The sequence below is a fragment of the Cupriavidus sp. GW823-FHT06D04 genome, assembly GCF_058795055.1.
In genome coordinates this window covers 155,077-174,328 of sequence record NZ_JBXAHL010000006.1, presented here as the reverse complement: position 1 = coordinate 174,328, position 19,252 = coordinate 155,077, and the positions used below count along the sequence as shown (strand labels likewise).

Annotated in this window: 23 protein-coding genes; 10 read left to right on the top strand and 13 right to left on the bottom strand. The window is 66.9% G+C overall.

Features of this window, described 5'->3' with window-relative positions; all coding sequences use genetic code 11:
• Positions 1 to 111 precede the first annotated feature (111 nt).
• From AC1Q7H_RS11585 to AC1Q7H_RS11570, 4 genes are all read left to right on the top strand, one after another.
• Positions 112 to 1,458, top strand: coding sequence for an MFS transporter (locus AC1Q7H_RS11585; RefSeq protein ID WP_153953925.1), 1,347 nt, complete (start codon positions 112 to 114; stop codon positions 1,456 to 1,458).
• Positions 1,459 to 1,539: 81 nt separating this feature from the next.
• Positions 1,540 to 2,655 carry an NADH:flavin oxidoreductase/NADH oxidase gene (locus AC1Q7H_RS11580; protein WP_013952770.1) on the top strand — a complete coding sequence of 372 codons (1,116 nt, stop codon included), beginning with the start codon at positions 1,540 to 1,542 and terminating at the stop codon, positions 2,653 to 2,655.
• 30 nt (positions 2,656 to 2,685) lie between these two features.
• Positions 2,686 to 3,108 (top strand): VOC family protein, encoded by a 423-nt coding sequence (locus tag AC1Q7H_RS11575; RefSeq protein WP_013952771.1) that lies wholly within the window; start codon positions 2,686 to 2,688, stop codon positions 3,106 to 3,108.
• Positions 3,109 to 3,372: 264 nt separating this feature from the next.
• The gene (locus AC1Q7H_RS11570; RefSeq protein ID WP_010812488.1) at positions 3,373 to 3,540 is read left to right on the top strand and encodes a hypothetical protein; all 168 of its coding nucleotides are present in this window, start codon (positions 3,373 to 3,375) and stop codon (positions 3,538 to 3,540) included.
• A gap of 33 nt (positions 3,541 to 3,573) precedes the next feature.
• Here the strand turns inward: AC1Q7H_RS11570 and AC1Q7H_RS11565 are convergent, their stop codons facing one another.
• The 5 genes from AC1Q7H_RS11565 to AC1Q7H_RS11545 all read right to left on the bottom strand — a co-directional run bounded on the left by AC1Q7H_RS11565 (position 3,574) and on the right by AC1Q7H_RS11545 (position 8,076).
• A complete protein-coding gene (locus tag AC1Q7H_RS11565; RefSeq protein WP_153953924.1) occupies positions 3,574 to 5,406 on the bottom strand; it encodes an ATP-binding response regulator in 1,833 nt (610 codons plus the stop codon).
• Positions 5,406 to 6,041, bottom strand: coding sequence for a response regulator (locus tag AC1Q7H_RS11560; RefSeq protein WP_013952773.1), 636 nt, complete (start codon positions 6,039 to 6,041; stop codon positions 5,406 to 5,408). Before AC1Q7H_RS11560 ends, AC1Q7H_RS11565 begins: the two co-directional genes overlap by 1 nt.
• 306 nt (positions 6,042 to 6,347) lie before the next feature.
• On the bottom strand, positions 6,348 to 6,509 hold the full coding sequence (locus AC1Q7H_RS11555) for a hypothetical protein (RefSeq protein ID WP_211981220.1): 162 nt from the start codon (positions 6,507 to 6,509) through the stop codon (positions 6,348 to 6,350).
• A gap of 100 nt (positions 6,510 to 6,609) precedes the next feature.
• On the bottom strand, positions 6,610 to 7,251 hold the full coding sequence (locus tag AC1Q7H_RS11550; RefSeq protein ID WP_211981221.1) for an AraC family transcriptional regulator: 642 nt from the start codon (positions 7,249 to 7,251) through the stop codon (positions 6,610 to 6,612).
• Positions 7,252 to 7,371: 120 nt separating this feature from the next.
• On the bottom strand, positions 7,372 to 8,076 hold the full coding sequence (locus AC1Q7H_RS11545; protein WP_013952776.1) for a Crp/Fnr family transcriptional regulator: 705 nt from the start codon (positions 8,074 to 8,076) through the stop codon (positions 7,372 to 7,374).
• Between the two features lie 267 nt (positions 8,077 to 8,343).
• Here AC1Q7H_RS11545 and AC1Q7H_RS11540 point away from each other — a divergent pair, with 267 nt between their 5' ends.
• Positions 8,344 to 9,978: an acyl-CoA synthetase gene (locus tag AC1Q7H_RS11540; protein ID WP_153953922.1), complete on the top strand. Its 1,635-nt coding sequence runs from the start codon at positions 8,344 to 8,346 to the stop codon at positions 9,976 to 9,978.
• A gap of 15 nt (positions 9,979 to 9,993) precedes the next feature.
• On the opposite strand, the gene AC1Q7H_RS11535 is transcribed toward AC1Q7H_RS11540, so the two are convergent.
• From AC1Q7H_RS11535 to AC1Q7H_RS11525, 3 genes are all read right to left on the bottom strand, one after another.
• A complete protein-coding gene (locus AC1Q7H_RS11535) occupies positions 9,994 to 10,239 on the bottom strand; it encodes a DUF6566 family protein (protein WP_436223563.1) in 246 nt (81 codons plus the stop codon).
• A 50-nt stretch (positions 10,240 to 10,289) separates the two neighbouring features.
• The gene (locus AC1Q7H_RS11530) at positions 10,290 to 10,568 is read right to left on the bottom strand and encodes a hypothetical protein (RefSeq protein WP_013952779.1); all 279 of its coding nucleotides are present in this window, start codon (positions 10,566 to 10,568) and stop codon (positions 10,290 to 10,292) included.
• A gap of 239 nt (positions 10,569 to 10,807) precedes the next feature.
• Entirely contained in the window at positions 10,808 to 11,056 is a 249-nt protein-coding gene (locus tag AC1Q7H_RS11525) for a hypothetical protein (protein WP_013952780.1), read from the bottom strand.
• Positions 11,057 to 11,193: 137 nt separating this feature from the next.
• Between AC1Q7H_RS11525 and AC1Q7H_RS11520 the strand changes: the two genes are divergently transcribed.
• Entirely contained in the window at positions 11,194 to 12,324 is a 1,131-nt protein-coding gene (locus tag AC1Q7H_RS11520) for an AGE family epimerase/isomerase (protein WP_211981226.1), read from the top strand.
• Between the two features lie 365 nt (positions 12,325 to 12,689).
• Positions 12,690 to 13,565 (top strand): DUF2827 family protein, encoded by an 876-nt coding sequence (locus AC1Q7H_RS11515; protein WP_492378005.1) that lies wholly within the window; start codon positions 12,690 to 12,692, stop codon positions 13,563 to 13,565.
• Between the two features lie 144 nt (positions 13,566 to 13,709).
• Here the strand turns inward: AC1Q7H_RS11515 and AC1Q7H_RS11510 are convergent, their stop codons facing one another.
• From AC1Q7H_RS11510 to AC1Q7H_RS11490, 5 genes are all read right to left on the bottom strand, one after another.
• On the bottom strand, positions 13,710 to 13,931 hold the full coding sequence (locus tag AC1Q7H_RS11510) for a hypothetical protein (RefSeq protein WP_211981231.1): 222 nt from the start codon (positions 13,929 to 13,931) through the stop codon (positions 13,710 to 13,712).
• A 97-nt stretch (positions 13,932 to 14,028) separates the two neighbouring features.
• Positions 14,029 to 14,397 carry a hypothetical protein gene (locus AC1Q7H_RS11505; protein WP_211981233.1) on the bottom strand — a complete coding sequence of 123 codons (369 nt, stop codon included), beginning with the start codon at positions 14,395 to 14,397 and terminating at the stop codon, positions 14,029 to 14,031.
• Positions 14,398 to 14,457: 60 nt separating this feature from the next.
• On the bottom strand, positions 14,458 to 15,150 hold the full coding sequence (locus AC1Q7H_RS11500; protein WP_211981236.1) for an alpha/beta hydrolase: 693 nt from the start codon (positions 15,148 to 15,150) through the stop codon (positions 14,458 to 14,460).
• A gap of 90 nt (positions 15,151 to 15,240) precedes the next feature.
• Positions 15,241 to 15,525: a hypothetical protein gene (locus AC1Q7H_RS11495; protein ID WP_026201383.1), complete on the bottom strand. Its 285-nt coding sequence runs from the start codon at positions 15,523 to 15,525 to the stop codon at positions 15,241 to 15,243.
• 183 nt (positions 15,526 to 15,708) lie between these two features.
• Positions 15,709 to 16,713: an alpha/beta hydrolase gene (locus AC1Q7H_RS11490; protein WP_211981238.1), complete on the bottom strand. Its 1,005-nt coding sequence runs from the start codon at positions 16,711 to 16,713 to the stop codon at positions 15,709 to 15,711.
• A gap of 379 nt (positions 16,714 to 17,092) precedes the next feature.
• On the opposite strand from AC1Q7H_RS11490, the gene AC1Q7H_RS11485 reads away from it, so the two are divergent.
• The 3 genes from AC1Q7H_RS11485 to AC1Q7H_RS11475 all read left to right on the top strand — a co-directional run.
• A complete protein-coding gene (locus tag AC1Q7H_RS11485) occupies positions 17,093 to 17,488 on the top strand; it encodes a hypothetical protein (protein WP_013952787.1) in 396 nt (131 codons plus the stop codon).
• A 273-nt stretch (positions 17,489 to 17,761) separates the two neighbouring features.
• Complete coding sequence (locus AC1Q7H_RS11480) at positions 17,762 to 18,328, top strand: TetR/AcrR family transcriptional regulator (protein WP_211981239.1); 567 nt, start codon at positions 17,762 to 17,764, stop codon at positions 18,326 to 18,328.
• Positions 18,329 to 18,728: 400 nt separating this feature from the next.
• Positions 18,729 to 19,252 (top strand): copper resistance protein CopQ (locus tag AC1Q7H_RS11475; protein WP_492381315.1); only part of this gene is annotated, 524 nt, incomplete at its 3' end.

The following is a 19,252-nucleotide window of genomic DNA, read 5'->3' as shown; positions in this document are numbered from 1 at the left end:
CACCATGCCTTGTGTGCAGCCCTTGCACCACCAGTCCCGGCATGGCGGCAACCGGTAAAGACATTGACCAGCACAGCCCCCCTCCAATCCGCCTCGACCGCGGACGCCGCCATGACTTCGCGCGAGCGCCGCGGCATGGCCGCCATCCTCATCGCCGTCGCCCTTGCCACCCTGGATACCGCGATCGCCAACACGGCGCTGCCGTCGATCGCGGCAGACCTGCGCGCCACGCCGGCGGCGTCGGTGTGGGTGATCAATGCCTACCAGCTGGCGATGGTGTCGACGCTGCTGCCGTTCGCCGCGCTGGGCGGCGTGCTGGGCCACCGGCGCATCTACCTTGGCGGCGTGGTGCTGTTCACCGCCGCCTCCGTGGTGTGCGCGCTGGCGTGGTCGCTGCCGACACTGGCGGCGGCGCGGGTGCTGCAGGGCATTGGCGCGGCGGCCATCATGAGCGTCAACACGGCGCTGATCAGCGCGCTCTTCCCCACGCACCGGCTCGGGCGTGGGCTGGGGTTCAATGCACTGGTGGTAGGCGTGTCGTTCGCGGTGGGCCCCACGGTGGCCTCGGTGATCCTCTCGTTCGGCACGTGGCCGTGGCTGTTTGCCGTTAACCTGCCGATCGGCCTGCTGGCGCTGGCGATCGGGCGCGGTTCGCTGCCGCAGACGCCGCGCAGCACGCACGGCTTCGACCGCGTCGCGGCGGGGCTCAGCGTTGTTGCCTTTGCCGCGCTGGTCCTTGCGCTGGGCGAAGGCGCGCAGCGCGCGCCGCTGCATCTGTCGCTGGCCGCGGCGGGCATCTTCGCGGTGACGTTCGGCCTGCTGCTGTGGCGCGAGCGCGGCCATCCGGCACCGATGCTGCCGGTGGACCTGTTCCGGCGGCCCATGTTCGCGCTGTCGACGCTGACCGCGGTGTGCTCCTTCGCCGCGCAGGGTCTGGCCTTCGTCTCGCTGCCGTTCTACTTCCAGCACGTGCTCGGGCGCGGGCAGGTCGAGACCGGTTTCCTGCTGACCCCATGGTCCGTCGTGGTGGCGCTGATCGGGCCGCTTGCCGGACGGCTGTCTGACCGCTATCCGCCGGCCGTGCTCGGCGGCGTGGGGCTGGCGGTGCTCAGCGCCGGCATGTTGTCGCTGGCCATGCTGCCGGCCGACCCCAGCGCGCTCGATATCGGCATCCGCATGTGCATCTGCGGCGCGGGTTTCGGCTTCTTCCAGTCGCCCAACCTCAAGGCGTTGATGACGAGCGCCCCGCGCGAGCGCAGCGGCGGCGCCAGCGGCGTGGTGGCCACGGCGCGGCTGCTGGGGCAGGCCAGCGGTGCGGCGCTGGTGGCGCTGTGCTTTGGCATCGCAGGCGACCACGGGCCGGGGTTGGCCCTGGCGCTGGGCGCGGGCTTCGCCGGGCTGGCCGCGATCGCGAGCTGGCTGCGGCTGGCAGCGCGCGATCCGTTGGCGGCGGCGTAGCGGCGTGGCCGGGCCGGCAGCAATTCCGGCGCCGGCCTAGAATCGATACTTCCTGTCCGATCCCTGCATGGAGCAGCACGCATGAGCCTTCTGTTCGAACCGCTCGCCATCGGCGATCTCACCCTCGCCAACCGCATCATCATCGCCCCGATGTGCCAGTATTCCGCGCAGGACGGCAATGCGGGCGACTGGCACATGATCCACCTCGGGTCGCTCGCGCTGTCCGGCGCCGGCATGCTGATCGTGGAAGCCACGGCAGTCTCGCCCGAGGGGCGCATCACGCCGCAGGACCTGGGCCTGTATTCCGACGAAAACGAGGCGGCGCTTGGCCGCGTGGTCAAGGCGATGCGCGCGCATTCGCCGATCGCCATTGCGATCCAGCTGGGGCACGCCGGCCGCAAGGCGTCGAGCCAGGCGCCGTGGGATGGCGGGCAGCAGATCGCGCCGGATGCGCCCGGTGGCTGGCATGCGGTGGCGCCTTCAGCGGTACCGCATGGCGCGGAAGAAGTCGCGCCTGTCGCGCTGGATCGTGCAGGCATGGACAAGGTGCGCGATGACTTTGTCGCGGCGGCAAGGCGTGCGGCGCGGCTGGGGCTGGATGGGATTGAGATCCATGCCGCGCACGGCTACCTGCTGCACCAGTTTCTGTCGCCGCTGGCCAACCATCGTGACGATGAATACGGCGGCAGCCTGGAAAACCGCATGCGGTTCCCGATCGAGGTATTCGACGCGGTGCGTGAGGTGTTCCCGGCTGAGCGTCCGGTGTGGATGCGTATTTCCGCAACCGACTGGGTGCCGGGCGGATGGGATATCGAAGGAACGGTGGCGTTGTCGAAGGCTCTCAATGCACGCGGCTGCGCGGCGATCCACGTGACCACCGGCGGCGTGTCGCCACAGCAGGCGATCAAGCTCGGGCCCGGCTACCAGGTGCCCTATGCGCAGCGCGTGAAGGCCGAGGTCGGCCTGCCGACGATTGCGGTGGGCCTGATCACGGAGCCGGAGCAGGCCGAGGCCATTATCGCCAACCATGAAGCCGACGCGGTGTCGCTGGCCCGCGCCATGCTGTATGACCCACGCTGGCCCTGGCATGCGGCCGCGCGGCTCGGCGCAAGCGTGCAGGCGCCGAAGCAATACTGGCGGTCGCAGCCGCGCGAACTGAAGGACCTGTTCGCCGATGCGGCTTTCGGGCAGCGCTAGGCTGCCGGTCGAAACCGGAGGATCCCCGCCATGAAACCCCGGATTACGCTGATCACGCTGGGAGTCGATGACCTGCAGCGTGCGGTGCGCTTTTATCGCGACGGCCTGGGCCTGCCCACCGCAGGCATCGTCGGCGAGCAGTTCGAGCACGGCGCCGTGGCCTTCTTCGACTTGCAGGCCGGATTGAAGCTGGCAGTCTGGCCGCGCACCAGTCTTGCGCATGACACCGGACTGCCGGTGACGCCGCGCGCGCAGACGGATTTCTCGCTGGCGCATAACGTCGGCGACAAGGCGGAAGTGGATGCGGTGATGGCCCAGGCGCTGGCGGCGGGCGCCAGCGTGGTCAAGCCGGCGCAGGATACGTTCTGGGGCGGGTACGCCGGCTATTTCCAGGATCCCGACGGGCATCTGTGGGAAATCGCGTGGAATCCCGAGATGCTGCCCGCGGATTGAGACCAGCGCGGTGCGCGCCTTGCGCACGCCCGAATCCCTTGTATCAAGACATTGCTTTGCGGCGCTGCGTCATGACTGGTGCAGTGCCGCAAAGGGATTTCCATGATTGCCACGCTCCGTCGAAGTGGTGACTATCATTTCAACAGACAGCCATAGCATGCTGGCGACGGAGCGCCCCCCACGCATTCCCGCAAGACCCCGCATCACGCCCCGTCGGCAGCCCACCGAAGTAAAGCAATAAGAACAATGGCAAGGGAGACATCCATGCAAGTCTATGACAGCCTGCTGTATGTGACTGCGATGGTGCTGGTGTGTTTGTATGTGTATCTGGGCGTGCTGTCCCGCAGCACGGCGATCCGGCTGGGTTCCCCGGCGATCGTTGCGGGGCTGGTGCTCGCCTATTCGCTGTCCCCGCTGCACTCTGGCGGCTGACGCCACCGGCCCCCGGCTGAGCGGGGGTGCTGCTTACCTTGCCACGGCCGCCGTCTGACGGTCGGGGTTGCCTTCGCCCTGCGCCGCGGGGTCGCGCAGCAGCGTATCGATCGCTGCCTGCAATTCCTGCGGTACCACCGGTTTGTGCAGCAGCGCGGTGCCGGATGCGTGCGCGGTGCGCAGCCGGTCTGCCGCCGTATCCCCCGTGATGATGATCGCTGGCACGTGTCGGCCCAGCCGCTGGCGGATCGCGTCCAGCGCTTCCTGGCCGGTACGGTGGCCGCGCAGGCGGTAGTCCGCCAGGATCAGCGCCGGGGTGAAGGCTGACAGCAGCGCGAGCGCTTCTTCCTCGGATTCGGCCGTGCGGCACTCGCATTGCCACGCTGCCAGCAGTTCGGACATGGCGGTGCGGATGGCGGCGTCGTCGTCGATCACCAGCACGCGCAGCCCGTCCAGGCCGTGCGGCGCCGGCGGGCGTGGCGCTTCTTCCGGCGTGCCCCATGCCAGCGGCATGTTGAAGCGGAACACCGAGCCGCGCCCGGGCCGTGAGCCCAGCGTCACGCGCGTGCGCATGGTGCGCGCCAGGCCGTCGACAATGGCAAGCCCCAGGCCCAGCCCCTTGCGCTGGTCGCGCTCCGGATTGCCGAGTTGGTGGAATTCCCGAAAGATGTCACGGTGCTGCGCGGCGGGTATGCCGATGCCGGTGTCCCATACCTCGACCACGGCGTGCAGCCGGCGCATGCGGCAGGCCACCAGCACGCCGCCTTGCCGGCTATAGCGGATGGCATTGGCGATCAGGTTGCGCAGCACCAGTTCGACCAGCGTGGGGTCGCCGTAGAGCATGGCGGTGGTATCGCGCGTGCGGTACACCAGCCCGCGTGCGTCGGCCTGTGGCGCGAACTCGTTTTCCAGCTTGTGCAGCAGCGGCTGCAGGCGGAAGGCGCGCGCCCGGGGCGTGATCACGCCGGCCTCCAGCTTGGAGAAATCCAGCAGCGAGTTCAGCATCTCGCGCGCCGCGCCGGAAGAGGCTTCAATATGCGCCACCAGCTGGCGCTGGCGTTCATCCAGCCCGGTGCGCCCGAGCGATACCAGGAACAGTCCCATTGCATGTAGCGGCTGGCGCAGGTCATGGCTGGCGGAGGCCAGGAACACTGACTTGGCCCGGCTGGCGTCTTCGGCCGCATGCTGTGCGGCCTCGGCGCGCGCAGTCTGCTCGCGCAACTGCGAGATCAGCTCCACGTTCTCGAAGCGCAGCGCAATTGCGTGCCGCGCCACGCGCGCGTAGTTGCGGGCAAAGACCAGCAGCACGCACAGGTACAGCGGCGTGCCGAGAAACATCGGCAGGTACTCGATATCGCCGGTGGCAAGGAATGCGATCCAGACCGGCACGATCGCAGGCAGGAAGAAACCGATTGCCACCGGCAGGCATGCCGAGAACACGGCCAGTGCCGCCGCGCTCATGCCGGCGATCAGCGACAACACGCAGATCACCACCGCTGGCTGGCGCACGTCCAGGTATAGCCATGCCACCAGGCCCCACAGCGCGCCGATCAGCGTCAGCATCGCGGTCATGCCGCGCGCATAGCGCCCCGCGCCGGCTTCGGACAGCCGTCCCGGCAGCCGCAGCCGGCCGAAGTACGCAATCGCGCAGGCCAGGGCCATCGCGCACGCCCAGGGCAGGGCGCCGGGCCGGTTGCCGGTCAGGGTCAGGCCCGTCGCCAGGATAAAGGCCGCCAGCGAGCAGCCCAGCATGGCACTGCTGAAGCTCTGGTCGATCAGGGTCATCTGCGCGGCCAGCAACCGCGGCTCGTCGTAGCGGGGCAGCCACGGCAGCCGCATGCGTGACGATGCCGCCTGGTCCGCCATCACCGCGCCGCCTGCACCAGGCCGCGGCGTTGGGCTTCAAGGATGGCTTCCAGGCGGCTGACCACGCCAAGATGACTGAGGATGGCCGCGACATGGACGCGCACGGTGTTTTCGGACAGGCCCATATGGTAGGCAATGACCTTGTTCGAGCGGCCGAGCGTGAGCTGGTGCAGCACCTCCAGCTGGCGCGGCGTCAGCGCGCTGACGGCATAGGGCGCCGGTGGCGGTTGGATGCCGGCATCGGCATCGCCGGAAAAATGCGTGCCGCCTGCCAGGCAACAGGCGATCGCTTCCTCGATCTCGCGGGCATCGGCGGACTTGGGCAGGAAGCCCGCGATGTCGCGCCGCACCTCGGCCGGGATAATCTCCAGGCCCGATGTGCCTGACACGATCAGGATGCGTGCGCTGGAGAAATGCCGGCGTAGCACCTTGACGCCTTCGATGCCGTTCAGCCCCGGCATCTGGATGTCGAGCAGCAGGATGTCCACGGCCGCCCCGCCATGGTCCTGCACCGCCTGCATCACCGAGCCGGCCTCGATGATATGCGCCACGCTGGGGCTGTCGGCCAGCACCAGGCGCAGGCCGGTGCGGAACAAGGTATGGTCGTCGATCAGCAGCAGTCGGGCCTGGGACATGGGCGAGGGGCGGGCAGCGGGCGAAAGCCATTGGACAAGAATCCCGGGCGCTTGTCCATGCACAAAGTGCGTGCGTGCGACTAGTCCGGAAAGATTATTTGCCGCGCGGAGTGGCGGTGCGAAGATTCGAGGCGTGGGCAGTTCCGCGACGTGCCCACACCGCTTTTCCTTACCCACTACCACCCGGCGGTGGGTATTTTTTTGCCTGCGGTCGGAGCGGGAATGAAAAAAGCCGGCGCCGCAGGGCGGCACCGGCTTGAATCGCTGTCCGGACTTGGCTGTCCGGATTGACGACTGGCAGCGGAGTTACGGACGGTTGACCGAGATGCTGAAGAAGCGGCGAGCCGTATTCACGCCGATCGCCACATTCAGGCCCGTGCTGCCGATCGACATGCTGGTGGTTTGGCTGCCGCCGCTGTTGTAGGGGGGCGGGGCGCGGTAGCGCAGGCCGTCGAGCGGGGTGTTCACCTTCCAGGTGTCCGCCCGTCCGTCGTCGAGTTCATAGCCAAGACCATTCCCACTGCAGGGTGGCTCAAATTCCCCGCCGCGTGACGCGGAAGCCGCTGCGTCAGGCAGCTGTCGGCACAAGGCCGGGCCAGGTGGGGGCAGGCACTGTGATGCGGCTGCCAGGCCGGCAATCTTCCACCAGGCGCACCGCATCGATGCCGAACCAGTTCTGCCAGCTGCGCGTCAGCGCGCTGCCGGAACGCAGGCCGGCATGCGCCGCCAGCACGTCCAGCGAGCACACCGGGCCGGCGGCGGCCAGCGCGTGCAGGGCATGGGCGGCGCGTTGCTCGCGCAGCAGCGGGTGCAGGGCCTCGCCTTCGGCGAAGAGCCGGGCGCGCACCTGGCGTGCCGGCACCTGCCATTGCGCGGCCAGTCGCTCGACATTCCAGTCGGTATCGGGGCGGGAAAAGACCAGGCCGGCGAAGCGGCGCGACCAGGGCCTGTCGCCGGGCTTGCCGGCCAGGCGGGGGCATTCACTGTCCGGGACGGCGGTCAGGACGATGGCGCAGGGGTGCTGCCACGTGCCGGGCAAGTCGCAGTCGAAGTGGGCAAAGGCGTGGACCACGAACGGGTCGCCGGGCCGCACCTCGCGCCGCGCATTGGCGTCGCGCAGGCTCGCCGTGCCGTGCAGGGCTTGTACATGCACGGCAAAGGGAAAGCGCAGGCGGGCAAAGCGGACGTGGTGACGGCTGACAAGCGGCATGCGGAAGACATCCCGGAAGCTGAGCGGGGGTGCGGCCGGTAACTGTCGCAGGATTCCACGGGCCGCGCAAGGCCGCGGACATCGTCCGTTCGATCGTTCAAGCGCCCGGTGACGGCGGCGTTACAGCTCGGACAGCCCGAAGTGGCGCAGCCGGGGCAGGTCGGTCACGCGGATGCTCTGGTAGGACAGGTGGACCATACCGGCATCGGCCAGCCGGCGCAGCGCCTGGTTGACCCGTTGGCGCGACAGCCCGGTCAGCAGGCCGATCTCTTCCTGCGACAGCTCCAGCACGGGGCTGGTGCGCGGATACAGGTCCGGGTGGAACAGCTGCGCGATGGCCTGCGCCACGCGCGCATCGGCGCCCAGCAGGCGGTCGTTCTGCACGGTGGCGATGAACTGGCCCATGCGCTCGTTGAGCTGGCGCACGACAAAGCTGGCGAACGGCAGGCTCTGCGCCAGCAGCATGTTGAACACCGGCTCTGGCACCAGCAGCACCTGCGAGTCGCGGATCGCGATCACGTCATAGCGGCGGTCTTCGCGCTTGATCACGCTGCCTTCGCCGCACCAGCCGCCCGCGGGCACGCCTGAGAAGGTGCAGCCTCGCCCGTCTGGGGTGTACACCGCCAGCTTGATCAGGCCGCTGTCCACCCCGATCCAGTGGCGCGACGGCTCGCCGCGCCGGGCGATGAAGGCGCCCGCGGCAAAGGACTGCAGCAGCGTTTCGCGCGCGGCCAGCGCCTGGTGTTCCGGCGCCAGTGCGCCGAACCAGGCATGGCCGGCAAGGACTGCGGCAGGGGCGGAAATCGGGTCTGCAGGTTCGCTCATGGCATGGACGCGCGGCTCGGGCCGGGTCCCTGTAAGAATCGTGTAAGCCTTGCCTGGCGCGGGTTTGCGGCAGGTTTGTCGTCTGGGCGACAGTGCGCCAGCGTGTGCGATGATAGCCTTGTGCCAGAAAAAGTGACAGCGCCGGATGGCGCGGACAATGGTCACCTTGCCCCGGACATCGCTGCAGCCATGCAGCGCATTGACAGCATCACGCGGCCTGTTGCGCGGCCCCGCCGCCAACGCCGCAGATACGCGGAGACACAAGCAATGCCCACCGATTTCGACAGCGGCCTGGCCCGCAACGCGGCCAACTTCGTGCCGCTTACGCCCATCGACTTCCTGGTCCGCGCCGCCGAGGTGTACGGCGAGCGCCTGGCCATCGTGCACGGCCCGCTGCGCCAGAACTGGCGCGACACCTATGTGCGCGCACGGCGCCTGGCCAGCGCGCTGGCGCGGGCCGGCATCGGCAAGGGCGATACCGTGGCCGCGCTGCTGCCCAATACGCCGGCCATGGTGGAGGCGCATTTTGGCGTGCCGATGGCGGGTGCCGTGCTCAATGCGCTGAATATCCGCCTCGACGCCGCCAACCTGGTCTTCATGCTGCGCCATGGCGAGGCCCGCGTGCTGCTGGCCGATACCGAGTTTGCCGACCTCGCGCGCCAGATGGCGCTGGAGATCCCCGGCCTGAAGGTCATCGCCGTGCATGACGTGCTGGGCCCGCAAGAGGCGCCGTTCGGCGACACCGATTACGAAGCCTTCCTCGCCTCGGGCGACCCGGACTACGCGTGGCACATGCCGGCCGACGAGTGGGAGGCCATCGCGCTGAACTACACCTCTGGCACCACCGGCGACCCCAAGGGCGTGGTCTACCACCACCGCGGCGCGGCCATCAATGCCGTGTCCAATATCCTTGAGTGGGATTTGCCCAAGCACCCGGTCTACCTGTGGACCCTGCCGATGTTCCACTGCAATGGCTGGTGCTTCCCGTGGACCGTTGCGGCGCGCGCGGGCGTCAACGTGTGCCTGCGCAAGTTCGAGCCCAGGCTGGTGTTCGACCTGATGCGAGCAGAGGGCGTGACGCACTACTGCGCCGCGCCGATCGTGCATACCGCGCTGGTCAATGCGCCCGCCGCGTGGCGCGAGGGCGTGCGCGGCCCGGTGCGCGGCATGGTGGCCGGCGCACCGCCGCCGGCCGCGGTGCTGGCGCAGATGGAGGCGATGGGGTTCGAGCTGACCCATGTCTATGGCCTGACCGAGGTCTACGGCCCGGCCGCGGTCTGCGCCGAGCAGGATGACTGGAGCACGCTGTCCGAGCAGGACCGCGCGGTCAAGAAGGCGCGCCAGGGCGTGCGCTATCACCTGCAGTCGCAGGTGGCGGTGCTCGATCCCGATTCCATGCAGCCGGTGCCGGCCGATGGCGAGACCATCGGCGAGATCATGTTCCGCGGCAATATCTGCATGAAGGGCTACCTCAAGAACGAGAAGGCCACGCGCGAGGCCTTTGCCGGCGGCTGGTTCCATACCGGCGACCTGGGCGTGTGCATGCCCGACGGCTATATCAAGATCAAGGACCGCAGCAAGGACATCATTATTTCCGGCGGCGAGAACATCTCCAGCGTGGAGGTGGAAGACGCGCTCTACCGGCATCCCGCGGTGCTGGCCGCCGCGGTGGTGGCGCAGCCCGATGCCAAATGGGGCGAGACCCCATGCGCGTTTGTCGAACTGAAAGACGGCGCCAGCGTCAGCGCGGAAGAACTGATCGCGCATTGCCGCACGCTGCTGGCGGGCTTCAAGGTGCCCAAGGCGGTCTACTTCGGGCCGCTGCCCAAGACCTCGACCGGCAAGATCCAGAAGTTCGAACTGCGCCGCAAGGTGAAGTCGGATTCGGCGATCGACGTTTGACGAACAGCAGCGGCACTAGTGCAGCGCCGCGTCTTCGGCATCGTGCTGGCCGGCGATGTGCGTGTCGATGGCCTCGCGCCCCCAGGCAACGCCCGCGCGCGTGGCGTCGGTGGCGCAGCCAAAGCGCGTCTGCGCGGCCGGGCAGGGCAGAGCCAGCTTGTTGCCGTGATGCCAGATCTCCGCGCGCAGCGTCCACCACCCGTCATGCTGGCCGCCATAGCGCAGCGCCGCGACATGGATGCGGTGGCCGCGGTACGTCACGTTCTGGTCATGCCATCCGCTGGGCATAGGCGTCGGGCGCGCGGGGCAACTCAGCGCGCCCGCATCTCGGCGGGGGTGCCGGGCTTGGGCGGGCGGTGCCAGTCCTGATCGATGTCGGGGAACACCTCACATTCACCCCGCACGATGTTTTCAATGGTGGCGCATACGCATTCGGTGCCGCGCGGCCCCACGCAGACCAGGCTGCGCGGATGGTCGGTGTGCTGCGGGATGGCATAGACGCGCATTCCCTCGCGGAACAGGGGATGCTTGGCGAGGCGCTCGTTCATCAGTTCAACGAAGCGCTGGGGCGTGACGACCGGCTTATCCATTGCATGCTCCTGCGGCCTTGTCCACCGTGCCCGTTTCTAGGGGCGGCATGGCGACCAGGTCAGTTAAGGCCAGGAATATGACAGGCAGGTGGCAGGAAGCGCCCCGGGCAGCATACGTTGCCCGGGCGTGGCCGGAACGGAAAACCGCGGGTAAATGCATACCCCGCGTTGCCACTGCCACGCTTCCAGACTAGGACACGGGGCACGTAGTGCAAGTATTGCGCGACGCCGCGGACGCTTCAGGTGGCGCGCAGTTCGCCTGCGGCGCGCGGACCGTTCAGTATGCCGTTGCCGGCGGCCCAGCAGGCGGCCTCGGCCTCTGCACGGGAGCCGTAGGTGGATGGCGCTGCGACAGTGCAATCCTCGTCGGCGGCGCCACAGCGTTCTTCCATGACGATGCGCCAGGTGAACTGGCCGGGTGCATCTTCCAGGACGTGAAGCACCAATGTGCGGTGATCGTCAGTCAGCGTGAGGGGCAAAGTCGACATGGGTTTCTCCCATTCGCGGGGGGGCGCCATTGATGCTAGCAACTGGACGCCGCAAATGCCATGACTGTCTTTCGGCCGCGGCATGGCAAGATACGGCCTTTGCGGCCTCCGCCGCGCCCGTACTTCGTCGCCAGATCATGCCCATCTCGCCTGAGCTCATCCAACGGGTCGCCGCCCTGACGGCACATTACGATGCCACCGTGCTGCCGCTGTGGACCGCCAGTGGCTGGAATGCCGACCTGCTGTTGCCCTACGAGGCACTCGACGGCGCTAGTGCCGCGCCGCTGCCGCCGGCCCGCTATCGCGCCATGGCGTGCGCCCGCCAGCTCTATGTGTTCTCGCTGGCCGGCAACCATGCGCATGCGGATACGCTCTTCGGCTCGCTGCAGGCCTACTTCGGCAATGGCGGGGGCGCGTGGATCTACAGCGTCGACCCGGGCGGCACGCCGCTCGATGCCACGCGCGACCTCTACACCCATGCCTTCGTGATCTTTGCCTGCGCCACTTACCACGCGCGACGCGGCAACCCTGACGCGCTCGATGTGCTCGATGAAACCGTCGACATCGTCGAGGACCGCTTCGCGGACGGCGGGGGCCTGTACCAGGCCGCGCTCACCGAGCATTTCCGGCCCAAGGGCGCCGGCGTGCTGCAGAACCCCATCATGCACCTGACCGAGGCCTACCTGGCCGCGCTGGATGCGACCGGGGACGAGTGGTATGCCGAACGCCTGCGCGAGATCGCGATGGCCGTGCATGAGCGCTTTGTCGATCCGGCCAGCGGCTGCATTGCCGAGCTGCCGCAAGGCAGCGCCGGCAACCGCATCGAGCCGGGCCACCAGTTCGAGTGGTTCTCGCTGGTGGGCGGCAGGCCGGCATTGTTCGGCGACCTGCCGCTGGCCGAGACGCTGCGCCAGGCCTTTGCCTTTGCGCAGCGGCACGGCGTGGTGCCGTCGACGCAGGGCGTCAGCGCGGCACTGAACGCCGATGGCTCCATGCTGGACGATACCCAGCGCATCTGGGCGCAGACCGAGTACGCGCGCGCGCTCGCCGTGCATGGCGCGCCGGAGTCGATGGCGGCGCTGGAAGCCTGGACGCAGCAGTTCCGCAGCCGCTTCCTGCAGGAAAAAGGCTGGCATGAATGCGTGGCGCGCTCGGGAGAGGTGGTGCGCGCGGAGATGCCGTCGACTTCGCCCTATCACCTGGCCACGTCATACAGCGCGCTGGCCGCGCTGACCGGCGCGGTGTGGCCGGCCACGCCAGCGGTCTAGGCAGCCCTGCGCGGGTCTCCTGCGCTCACTTTCCCCATGCGCTGCCTGCTGCGCGGGCAGCGCTCGCCAACACGTCTTCCAACCGGGCCACGCCATGCCTGCAATGGAAGGCGACAAGCAGCCTCCCTCTGCCTGCATCTATCGGAAGACATGAACGTTCTCATGCGCAGGTTTTCCGATTCTCGGTCCTGATTTCGCGAATGTGGCGGGGCTGCGGTGATAATCAACAGGGACTTAGTGGAATTGTTTTGGTTTTCGGACTTATTTGAAACGGTCGCTTGTCGGCAGGAAGAAATGCCAACCGTGAGTGCGCTAAAACGGTGTATTAATTCTTTGGGCAGGACATGTTGATTACCGTTTAATACATTCAAATAGAGATCCGGGCACGCGCCCAGGGCGCGCGCGTGATCGCTTATCGGGTCGGCAACGACTATGTGATGGAGATCGAGCGGCTCGTCGCCGGCAAGCACGGCACCGGCATCTTCAACGGCGTGCGCATCGATGAAATCTGGACCAATCCACAGCATGCGCGCACTTGCCGCAGTTTTTTCGAGACCGTCTACCGATGCCAGGTCCGCATCGTGCCGCATATCTGGGATTCATTCTTTATCGACAAGCTGATCGGAGAACTGCCGTCCGGGCTGCGCTTCGGCTATGCGCCGGGCGCGCAGGACAAGCGCATTGCGATCTTCGAGCCCAATATCAATGTCGTGAAGACCGCGCACTATCCGATGCTGGTATGCGAGGCGGCCTATCGGCAGGATCCGTCCGGCATTGGCGACATCTTTGTCACCAATGCCATCGACCTGAAGCGGCATGAAGCCTTTGAGCGGTTTGCGCTCGGGCTGGATATCGTGCAGGCGGGCAAGGCCTCGTTCGAGGCGCGCTACAGCACGCCGTATTTTCTTGCGCGCTTCACCGACATCGTCGTCACGCACCAGTGGGAAAACGGGCTTAACTATCTCTACTACGATGCCGCCTATGGCCGCTATCCGCTGGTCCACAACTCGGACCTCCTGTCAGGCTTTGGCTACCAGTACGCGTCCTTCGATGCCCAGGATGGGGCCAGGGCCCTGCGCGAGGCGGTGCGGCAGCACGATGCGCGGCTGGAGGAATACGAGCAGGCGTGCCAGGCGTTGCTGGATGGGGTGAGCATCCGCAATACCGCCAATGTGACGGCCTATGACGCGCTGCTGCGCGGCGTTTGTGGCGGTGCAGGCCTTGCGCCGGCAGTTGCGTAGCTGCTACGGCGCTCTTATCAATTCTTTGCAGTCGTCGGTGGGCACCGCGCCTACACTCAAGCCCGCGCTCCGGCCCGTGCTGTTGTTCTTCTTAACCACTGGTCGTCGTTCTGAAGTTACGGGCCGGGGCGCACCCGATGCGGCTCAGCGCCGCGCGCCCAGGGCCTGCGACAGCCGCTCCGGCTGTTGCGCAGCGTGGGTCTGGATCAGGCCTGCGCCCGCGGGCTTCACCCGGACGGCCATTTGCTCGACCCTTTTGGCGGCCTGGGTCTCGGCGTGGTCATTCAGGATCAGGCACAGCAGTGTCAGCAAGGCTGCTGCGATCATGCTCAGCGCGATCCAGGCCAGGCAGTGCTTGCGTTCCATGGTAGGCGGGAGGGGGGCGTCATCAGTGCGCGAAGTTTACGCGCCCGCGCGCAATGCAACTGTCAATCTTTGCAAACGCCGCCCGCCGTCCCGCCCGCTATTCCGTCACGCCGTTTTCATGCAGCAGCCGCTCGCATTCTTCCAGCATGTCGTAGGCAAATGCAGACTGGTAGTTGGGATCGAGGGCTTCCATCATCTCGTGCGCGGCATACAGGCCGGCCTCGCGTGACAGGGTCTCAGCCAGCTGGCGTGCGAACTGGTCGCTCAGTTCCGACAACAGGCGCCGCTCGGACAGCGGCAACTGCAGTTTCGAGCGCGACAGCCATTCGCCGGCCAGCGTCGCACCCTGGGCGTCGGTCATCCATTGGCGGTGTTCGTAGTAGGCCGACAGCCGTTCGGCGGCCAGCGCGAACAGCAGTGCCTTGCGGGTATTGAAATCGATCCTGGACAGTGGGGCGAGAGTCATGCTTGCGGCGTGGTGTGATGCGCGGCGCAGCGGCCGGCAATCATCTTGTCAGGGAGCGGATCAGGACTGCGCGGTGGCTGCCTGCGCAAAGCGCGCTGCCAGCCATGTGCCGATGGCGGCGATCTCTTCCAGGCAGACCGAATGGCCCATCGGATAGGTGTGCCACGTCACCGGGTGCTGCCGCGCCTGCACGAAATCGCGGGCGGCGACGCCCAGCTGCAGCGGCACCACGTCATCCTGCGTGCCATGGGCGGCAAACACGGGCGTGGTGGCGTTGGCGGCGTTGGCCTCGGCCGCCAGCGCTGCCGGCGCAGGGATGTAGGTGGACAGCGCGACGACGCCGGCCAGGGTCTCGGCATGGCTCAGTCCGGCCGTGTAGGCAATCGCGCCACCTTGCGAGAAGCCTGCCAGCACGATGCGGTGCGTGGGGATGCCACGGGCGTTTTCGCGCGCAATCAGTGCGCGAATGGCTTCGCATGAGGCACGGATGCCGGCTTCATCGGCGCGTCGGCCGGCTTCATCGAGGGAATAAATGTCATACCAGGCCGGCATGACATAACCGCCGTTGCAGGTCACGGGGATAGCCGGCGCGTGCGGGAAGATAAAGCGCACGCCGGGCGATGCGGGCAGGCGCAGCTCAGGCACGACCGGGGCGAAATCGCTGCCGTCGGCGCCCAGCCCATGCATCCAGATGACGGCGCTGGCGGGATTGGGCGCGGTTTCGAATTCGATCGCGGGCAGCAGTTCGCTCATGGGGCTGGTTCCTGTGGATAGTGCGCCTGCGCGCCGCACGGGCGCCAGGCAGCGCGAGTATCGCACAGGTCGGGGCCAGCCCCGGCTGCGTCAGGCCGCGGACGGAACGATCGGGACCGTGGTGAGGCCGGGCGTGCGTGCCGGCAGCTCCGGCACGGCAGGCGGCGTGGCGCGACGCTTGTCGACCACGTCTTCCACGCCCTTGGCCGCAACGTCTTCCAGGAAAGCCACCATGTCGCGGTAGTAGGCCACCTGCATCTGCGCTTCGAGCAAGCGTCTTTCGGCCTGGAACAGCGTCAGCCTCATGTCTTGCAGTTCCCTCTCGGCGATTTTCTCCGGGGTCGGCGGACTGAACAGGTTTGCAAGCCTACGCATGGCAGTACCTCCAGTGCTGTCAATGGCGAAATTGCGATGCTCGTGCCATGGGGTCCAATATAGACAAGAATCCGGCAGAAAGTCTCTCAGGCACCTCGCCGTGGCGCCTCGCCCACAAGGATGATTGCCGGTGGCGGACGTCTGCGGTAGATTGTCCGGCCAGGGTCCGGCCGTCCCGCGACCCTACTGCCCGGGCTTGCCGCTTGCTGTCGCCAACGTGCCTGTGCGACTGCCCGGTGTGCCTGCCTGATCCGTGTTTCCAGGTGGATCGCCTTCATATTTCGCGTCGTTTCCTGCCAACAGTGCCTGCACGGCATCGCCGTCCTGCGCGCGCACAAAGCGCAGGATCGGCGGCCAGAATGCATCGATATGTTCCGGCAGGATGGCTGCGTCATGCGGCATGGCTTCCAGCATCACCAGCGCATGCAGATGCCTGGCCGCACGGGCCACGCGTTCCGCGTGGGGTGGGACGATCACCGCGTCGTCTCGGCTGTGCACCACCAGCAGCGGCCGCTCCAGCCGGCTGGCACGCGCGGCGTTGTTCCACGGATCCGGCAGCAGCCACGCGGCCCATGCGGGGATGCGCCCGGTCTGCACCGCGGCCAGGCGCGCCGAACTGAAGCCCGCCGCAATGACATAGCCATCGGGCTGCGGATCGAAGCGCTGCGCCACCTCCAGCAGGATGCCCGATCCCAGCGAATGCCCCAGCACCACGCGCCGTCTTGCCTGCGGCGTGGTTGCCAGGAATTGCCGGTAGGCGGCCAGCGCATCCTCGCGCAGGCGGCGCACGCTTGGCCGCCCGCTGCTGCGGCCGTAGCCGCTGTAGTCGAAGACGTAGGAGGCGATGCCCGCGCCGGCCAGCATGGCCTGGACCGGGGCCCAGTCGGGCAGGCTCTCATTGTCGCCGTGGCACACCATCAGCGCCGGCGCTTCGGGGTCCGCGGCCGGCATGAAGGCGGCGTGCAGGATGCGACTGCCGCTGGCGAACGTGGCATGGCGCACCGTCAGGGCTGAAATGTCGGGTGCTGCCGCATCCTTTGTTTCATCCGTCGGCGTGACAAAGGCTTTGCGTTCCACCGCACGAAACAGTAGATGCCGCGCAACACCCGCGGCCACGGCGAGTGCCGCGGCGGTGGCGAGCCAGCGGTGGCGGGATGCCGGCTGAGCGGGGCGGGGGCCTTCAGGCATGGCGATGTTTCGGGGAGGGCGTTCCCTTCAGGCTAGCAGGCCATCGGTGTCCGGGTGAAGAAAAGTTCATTCGCATGCGTGCCTCAAGTGGATTTGCGTCCCTATCGTGTAGCGTCGGCAGGCGGCTATCGACCCGATAGAAAACTTTTGCCTTGACTATCTACCTAGTAGTAGATAGCATTCAGTCCATGGCACCGCTGCACCGCCGGAAGCAAGCAAGAACGGGCGCAAAAGTGGCGATCCATCGCAAGACCGGCACGGTCATTTTTTTAGCACCTGGCATCTATCTACTGGTAGATGCGGCTCGAAAGAGTGACCCTGCCACAGCCACTGATACCGAATTGACGCGATCCCGAAACATCGCACCCAGGAGCCCATCATGAATGCAAAGTTCGCCAAGACCCTGATCGCCGCCGCCACCCTTGCCGCCGCACTGGCAGGTGGCGTGGCGCAAGCCGCCAGCGTGCAAGACAACACCTCGGCTGGCGACAAGTACGGCTATAGCTACCGCGCCGGCAAGTTCGACACCTTCACGGAAGGTGCCCGCACCGGCAAGTTCGACCCGTTCACGGAAGGCGCCCGCGTCGGCAAGTTTGATCCGTACACCGACGGCGCCCGCGTCGGCAAGACCGATCCCTACACGGACGGCTACCGCACCGTGGCTGGCCTGGACCGTAGTGGCGTGTCGGCCGGGCCGGCCCGCAGCTTCGACCCGTACACGGACGGCGCGCGCGTCGGCAAGGCTGACCCCTACACCGACGGCGCCCTGGCCTGATTGCTGCCGGCCTTAAGGTCGGCGGCCAACAACTTTACGGCGGCGGTCACGCTGACTGCCGTCCGATGGAGTTCATCATGAGTTTGCGTGACAGTATCCTGCTGCTTGGCGGATGGCTGGTGCTTTGCGTGACGAGTGGCTCGATGATCACCATCGCCGCGCAGGTCCTGCCTGGCTAAAGCACATGCCGCGGATGCCCCTGGGCTAGGGAATTACCCCAGCCCCGGGGCATTTCAACTTGAGCGCCTATCTTCGCGTAGATACACTGCTTTCATGAAAACGCAATCAGTACGCGAGCAACTGCTCGAGCACACCCTCGTCCTGATCCGCCGCCGCGGCTTCAACGGCTTCAGCTACCGCGACCTGGCGGAACTGGTGGGGGTCAAGACCTCCAGCATCCATTATTACTTCCCGGCCAAAGAGGACCTGGTCCTGGAGGCGGTGAAGGAATACAGCGCCCGCCTGTCCGAGCGCATCCGCTCCATCGACACCAGCCTGCCGGTTACCGAGCAGGCGGCCATCTACCTGGCGCCGTTTCGCGCCAGCTGCGGCTCGGACCAGATCTGCCTGTGCGGCATGTTGTCGACCGAGACACTGTGCCTGCCGGAGTCCGTGCACAAGCTGTTGCAGGGCTTCTTCCTGATGAACGAACAATGGCTGGCCGGCCTGCTGGAGCGCGCGCAGCCGCAGCGCAGCACGCCGTTCCCGGTGCCGCCGGCGCGGCTGGCGCAGGTGGTGTTTGGCTCGCTGCAGAGCGGGCTGATTGCGGCGCGCCTGTTCGGGACGTCTGACCGGGTTGAGGCCGCGGCGGACACGCTGATGGCCGCCGTCGCCGGCTAAAGTTTTCGCGCATATCAGTGGCGCGTCTGAAGCCGTCATGTGGCGCAAGCTGCATGGCGGCTTTTTTATTGACAGCCTGCCGACGCTGTGGGATCGGTGATAAGCGCTTTTAAAACAATGAGATAGAGCCAAGAAAGGCATAGGCTATCGGGCCGATAGAAATGTTTTTCCTTGACTCTCTACCTAGTAGTAGATAGTATTTGACTCATGGAAGCGCTGCACCGCCGGCAACAAGCAAGACAAGGCGAAAACGTGGCGGTCCCATTGCATGACCGGAGGCGGTCATTTTTTCGAGACTGAGTATCTATCTACTAGTAGATGCGGGATCGAAAGAGCGATCTGCCACAGCCACTGATACCGAATTGACGCGATCCCGAAACATCGCACCCTGGAGCCCATCATGACCAAGATCACCAAGACCCTGATTACCGCCGCCACCCTTGCCGCCGCGCTCGCGAGCGGTGTTGCGCAAGCGGCCAGCGTGCAGGACAGCACCTTCACCGGCGACAAGTACGGCTACACCTTCCGCACCGGCAAGTTCGACACCTTCACGGAAGGCGCCCGCACCGGCAAGTTTGATCCGTTCACCGAAGGCGCACGCGCTGGCAAGGCCGATCCCTACACCGATGGTGCCCGCGTTGGCAAGGCTGATCCCTACACCGACGGTGCCCGCACGGTAGCCGGCCTGGATCGCAGCGGTGTCTCGGCCCAACCGTCGCGCAGCGTCGACCCGTACACCGACGGTGCCCGCACGGTAGCGGGCCTGGACCGCAGCGGCGTGTCGGCCCAACCGTCGCGCAGCTTCGACCCGTACACCGATGGTGCCCGCGTGGGCAAGGCTGATCCCTACACCGACGGTGCCCGCACGGTAGCGGGCCTGGACCGCAGCGGCGTGTCGGCCCAACCGTCGCGCAGCTTCGACCC

Bases quoted from the DNA above. Each gene is read 5' to 3' on its own strand.
- AC1Q7H_RS11500 (WP_211981236.1), bottom strand. From the start codon at position 15,150: ATGAGCGAACTGCTGCCCGCGATCGAATTCGAAACCGCGCCCAATCCC.
- AC1Q7H_RS11565 (WP_153953924.1), bottom strand. From the start codon at position 5,406: ATGGCGGACCAGGCGGCATCGTCACGCATGCGGCTGCCGTGGCTGCCC.
- AC1Q7H_RS11545 (WP_013952776.1), bottom strand. From the start codon at position 8,076: ATGAGCGAACCTGCAGACCCGATTTCCGCCCCTGCCGCAGTCCTTGCC.
- AC1Q7H_RS11485 (WP_013952787.1), top strand. From the start codon at position 17,093: ATGAATGCAAAGTTCGCCAAGACCCTGATCGCCGCCGCCACCCTTGCC.
- AC1Q7H_RS11505 (WP_211981233.1), bottom strand. From the start codon at position 14,397: ATGACTCTCGCCCCACTGTCCAGGATCGATTTCAATACCCGCAAGGCA.
- AC1Q7H_RS11575 (WP_013952771.1), top strand. From the start codon at position 2,686: ATGAAACCCCGGATTACGCTGATCACGCTGGGAGTCGATGACCTGCAG.
- AC1Q7H_RS11490 (WP_211981238.1), bottom strand. From the start codon at position 16,713: ATGCCTGAAGGCCCCCGCCCCGCTCAGCCGGCATCCCGCCACCGCTGG.
- AC1Q7H_RS11525 (WP_013952780.1), bottom strand. From the start codon at position 11,056: ATGTCGACTTTGCCCCTCACGCTGACTGACGATCACCGCACATTGGTG.
- AC1Q7H_RS11570 (WP_010812488.1), top strand. From the start codon at position 3,373: ATGCAAGTCTATGACAGCCTGCTGTATGTGACTGCGATGGTGCTGGTG.
- AC1Q7H_RS11540 (WP_153953922.1), top strand. From the start codon at position 8,344: ATGCCCACCGATTTCGACAGCGGCCTGGCCCGCAACGCGGCCAACTTC.
- AC1Q7H_RS11495 (WP_026201383.1), bottom strand. From the start codon at position 15,525: ATGCGTAGGCTTGCAAACCTGTTCAGTCCGCCGACCCCGGAGAAAATC.
- AC1Q7H_RS11480 (WP_211981239.1), top strand. From the start codon at position 17,762: ATGAAAACGCAATCAGTACGCGAGCAACTGCTCGAGCACACCCTCGTC.
- AC1Q7H_RS11520 (WP_211981226.1), top strand. From the start codon at position 11,194: ATGCCCATCTCGCCTGAGCTCATCCAACGGGTCGCCGCCCTGACGGCA.
- AC1Q7H_RS11560 (WP_013952773.1), bottom strand. From the start codon at position 6,041: ATGTCCCAGGCCCGACTGCTGCTGATCGACGACCATACCTTGTTCCGC.
- AC1Q7H_RS11530 (WP_013952779.1), bottom strand. From the start codon at position 10,568: ATGGATAAGCCGGTCGTCACGCCCCAGCGCTTCGTTGAACTGATGAAC.
- AC1Q7H_RS11550 (WP_211981221.1), bottom strand. From the start codon at position 7,251: ATGCCGCTTGTCAGCCGTCACCACGTCCGCTTTGCCCGCCTGCGCTTT.
- AC1Q7H_RS11580 (WP_013952770.1), top strand. From the start codon at position 1,540: ATGAGCCTTCTGTTCGAACCGCTCGCCATCGGCGATCTCACCCTCGCC.
- AC1Q7H_RS11585 (WP_153953925.1), top strand. From the start codon at position 112: ATGACTTCGCGCGAGCGCCGCGGCATGGCCGCCATCCTCATCGCCGTC.
- AC1Q7H_RS11510 (WP_211981231.1), bottom strand. From the start codon at position 13,931: ATGGAACGCAAGCACTGCCTGGCCTGGATCGCGCTGAGCATGATCGCA.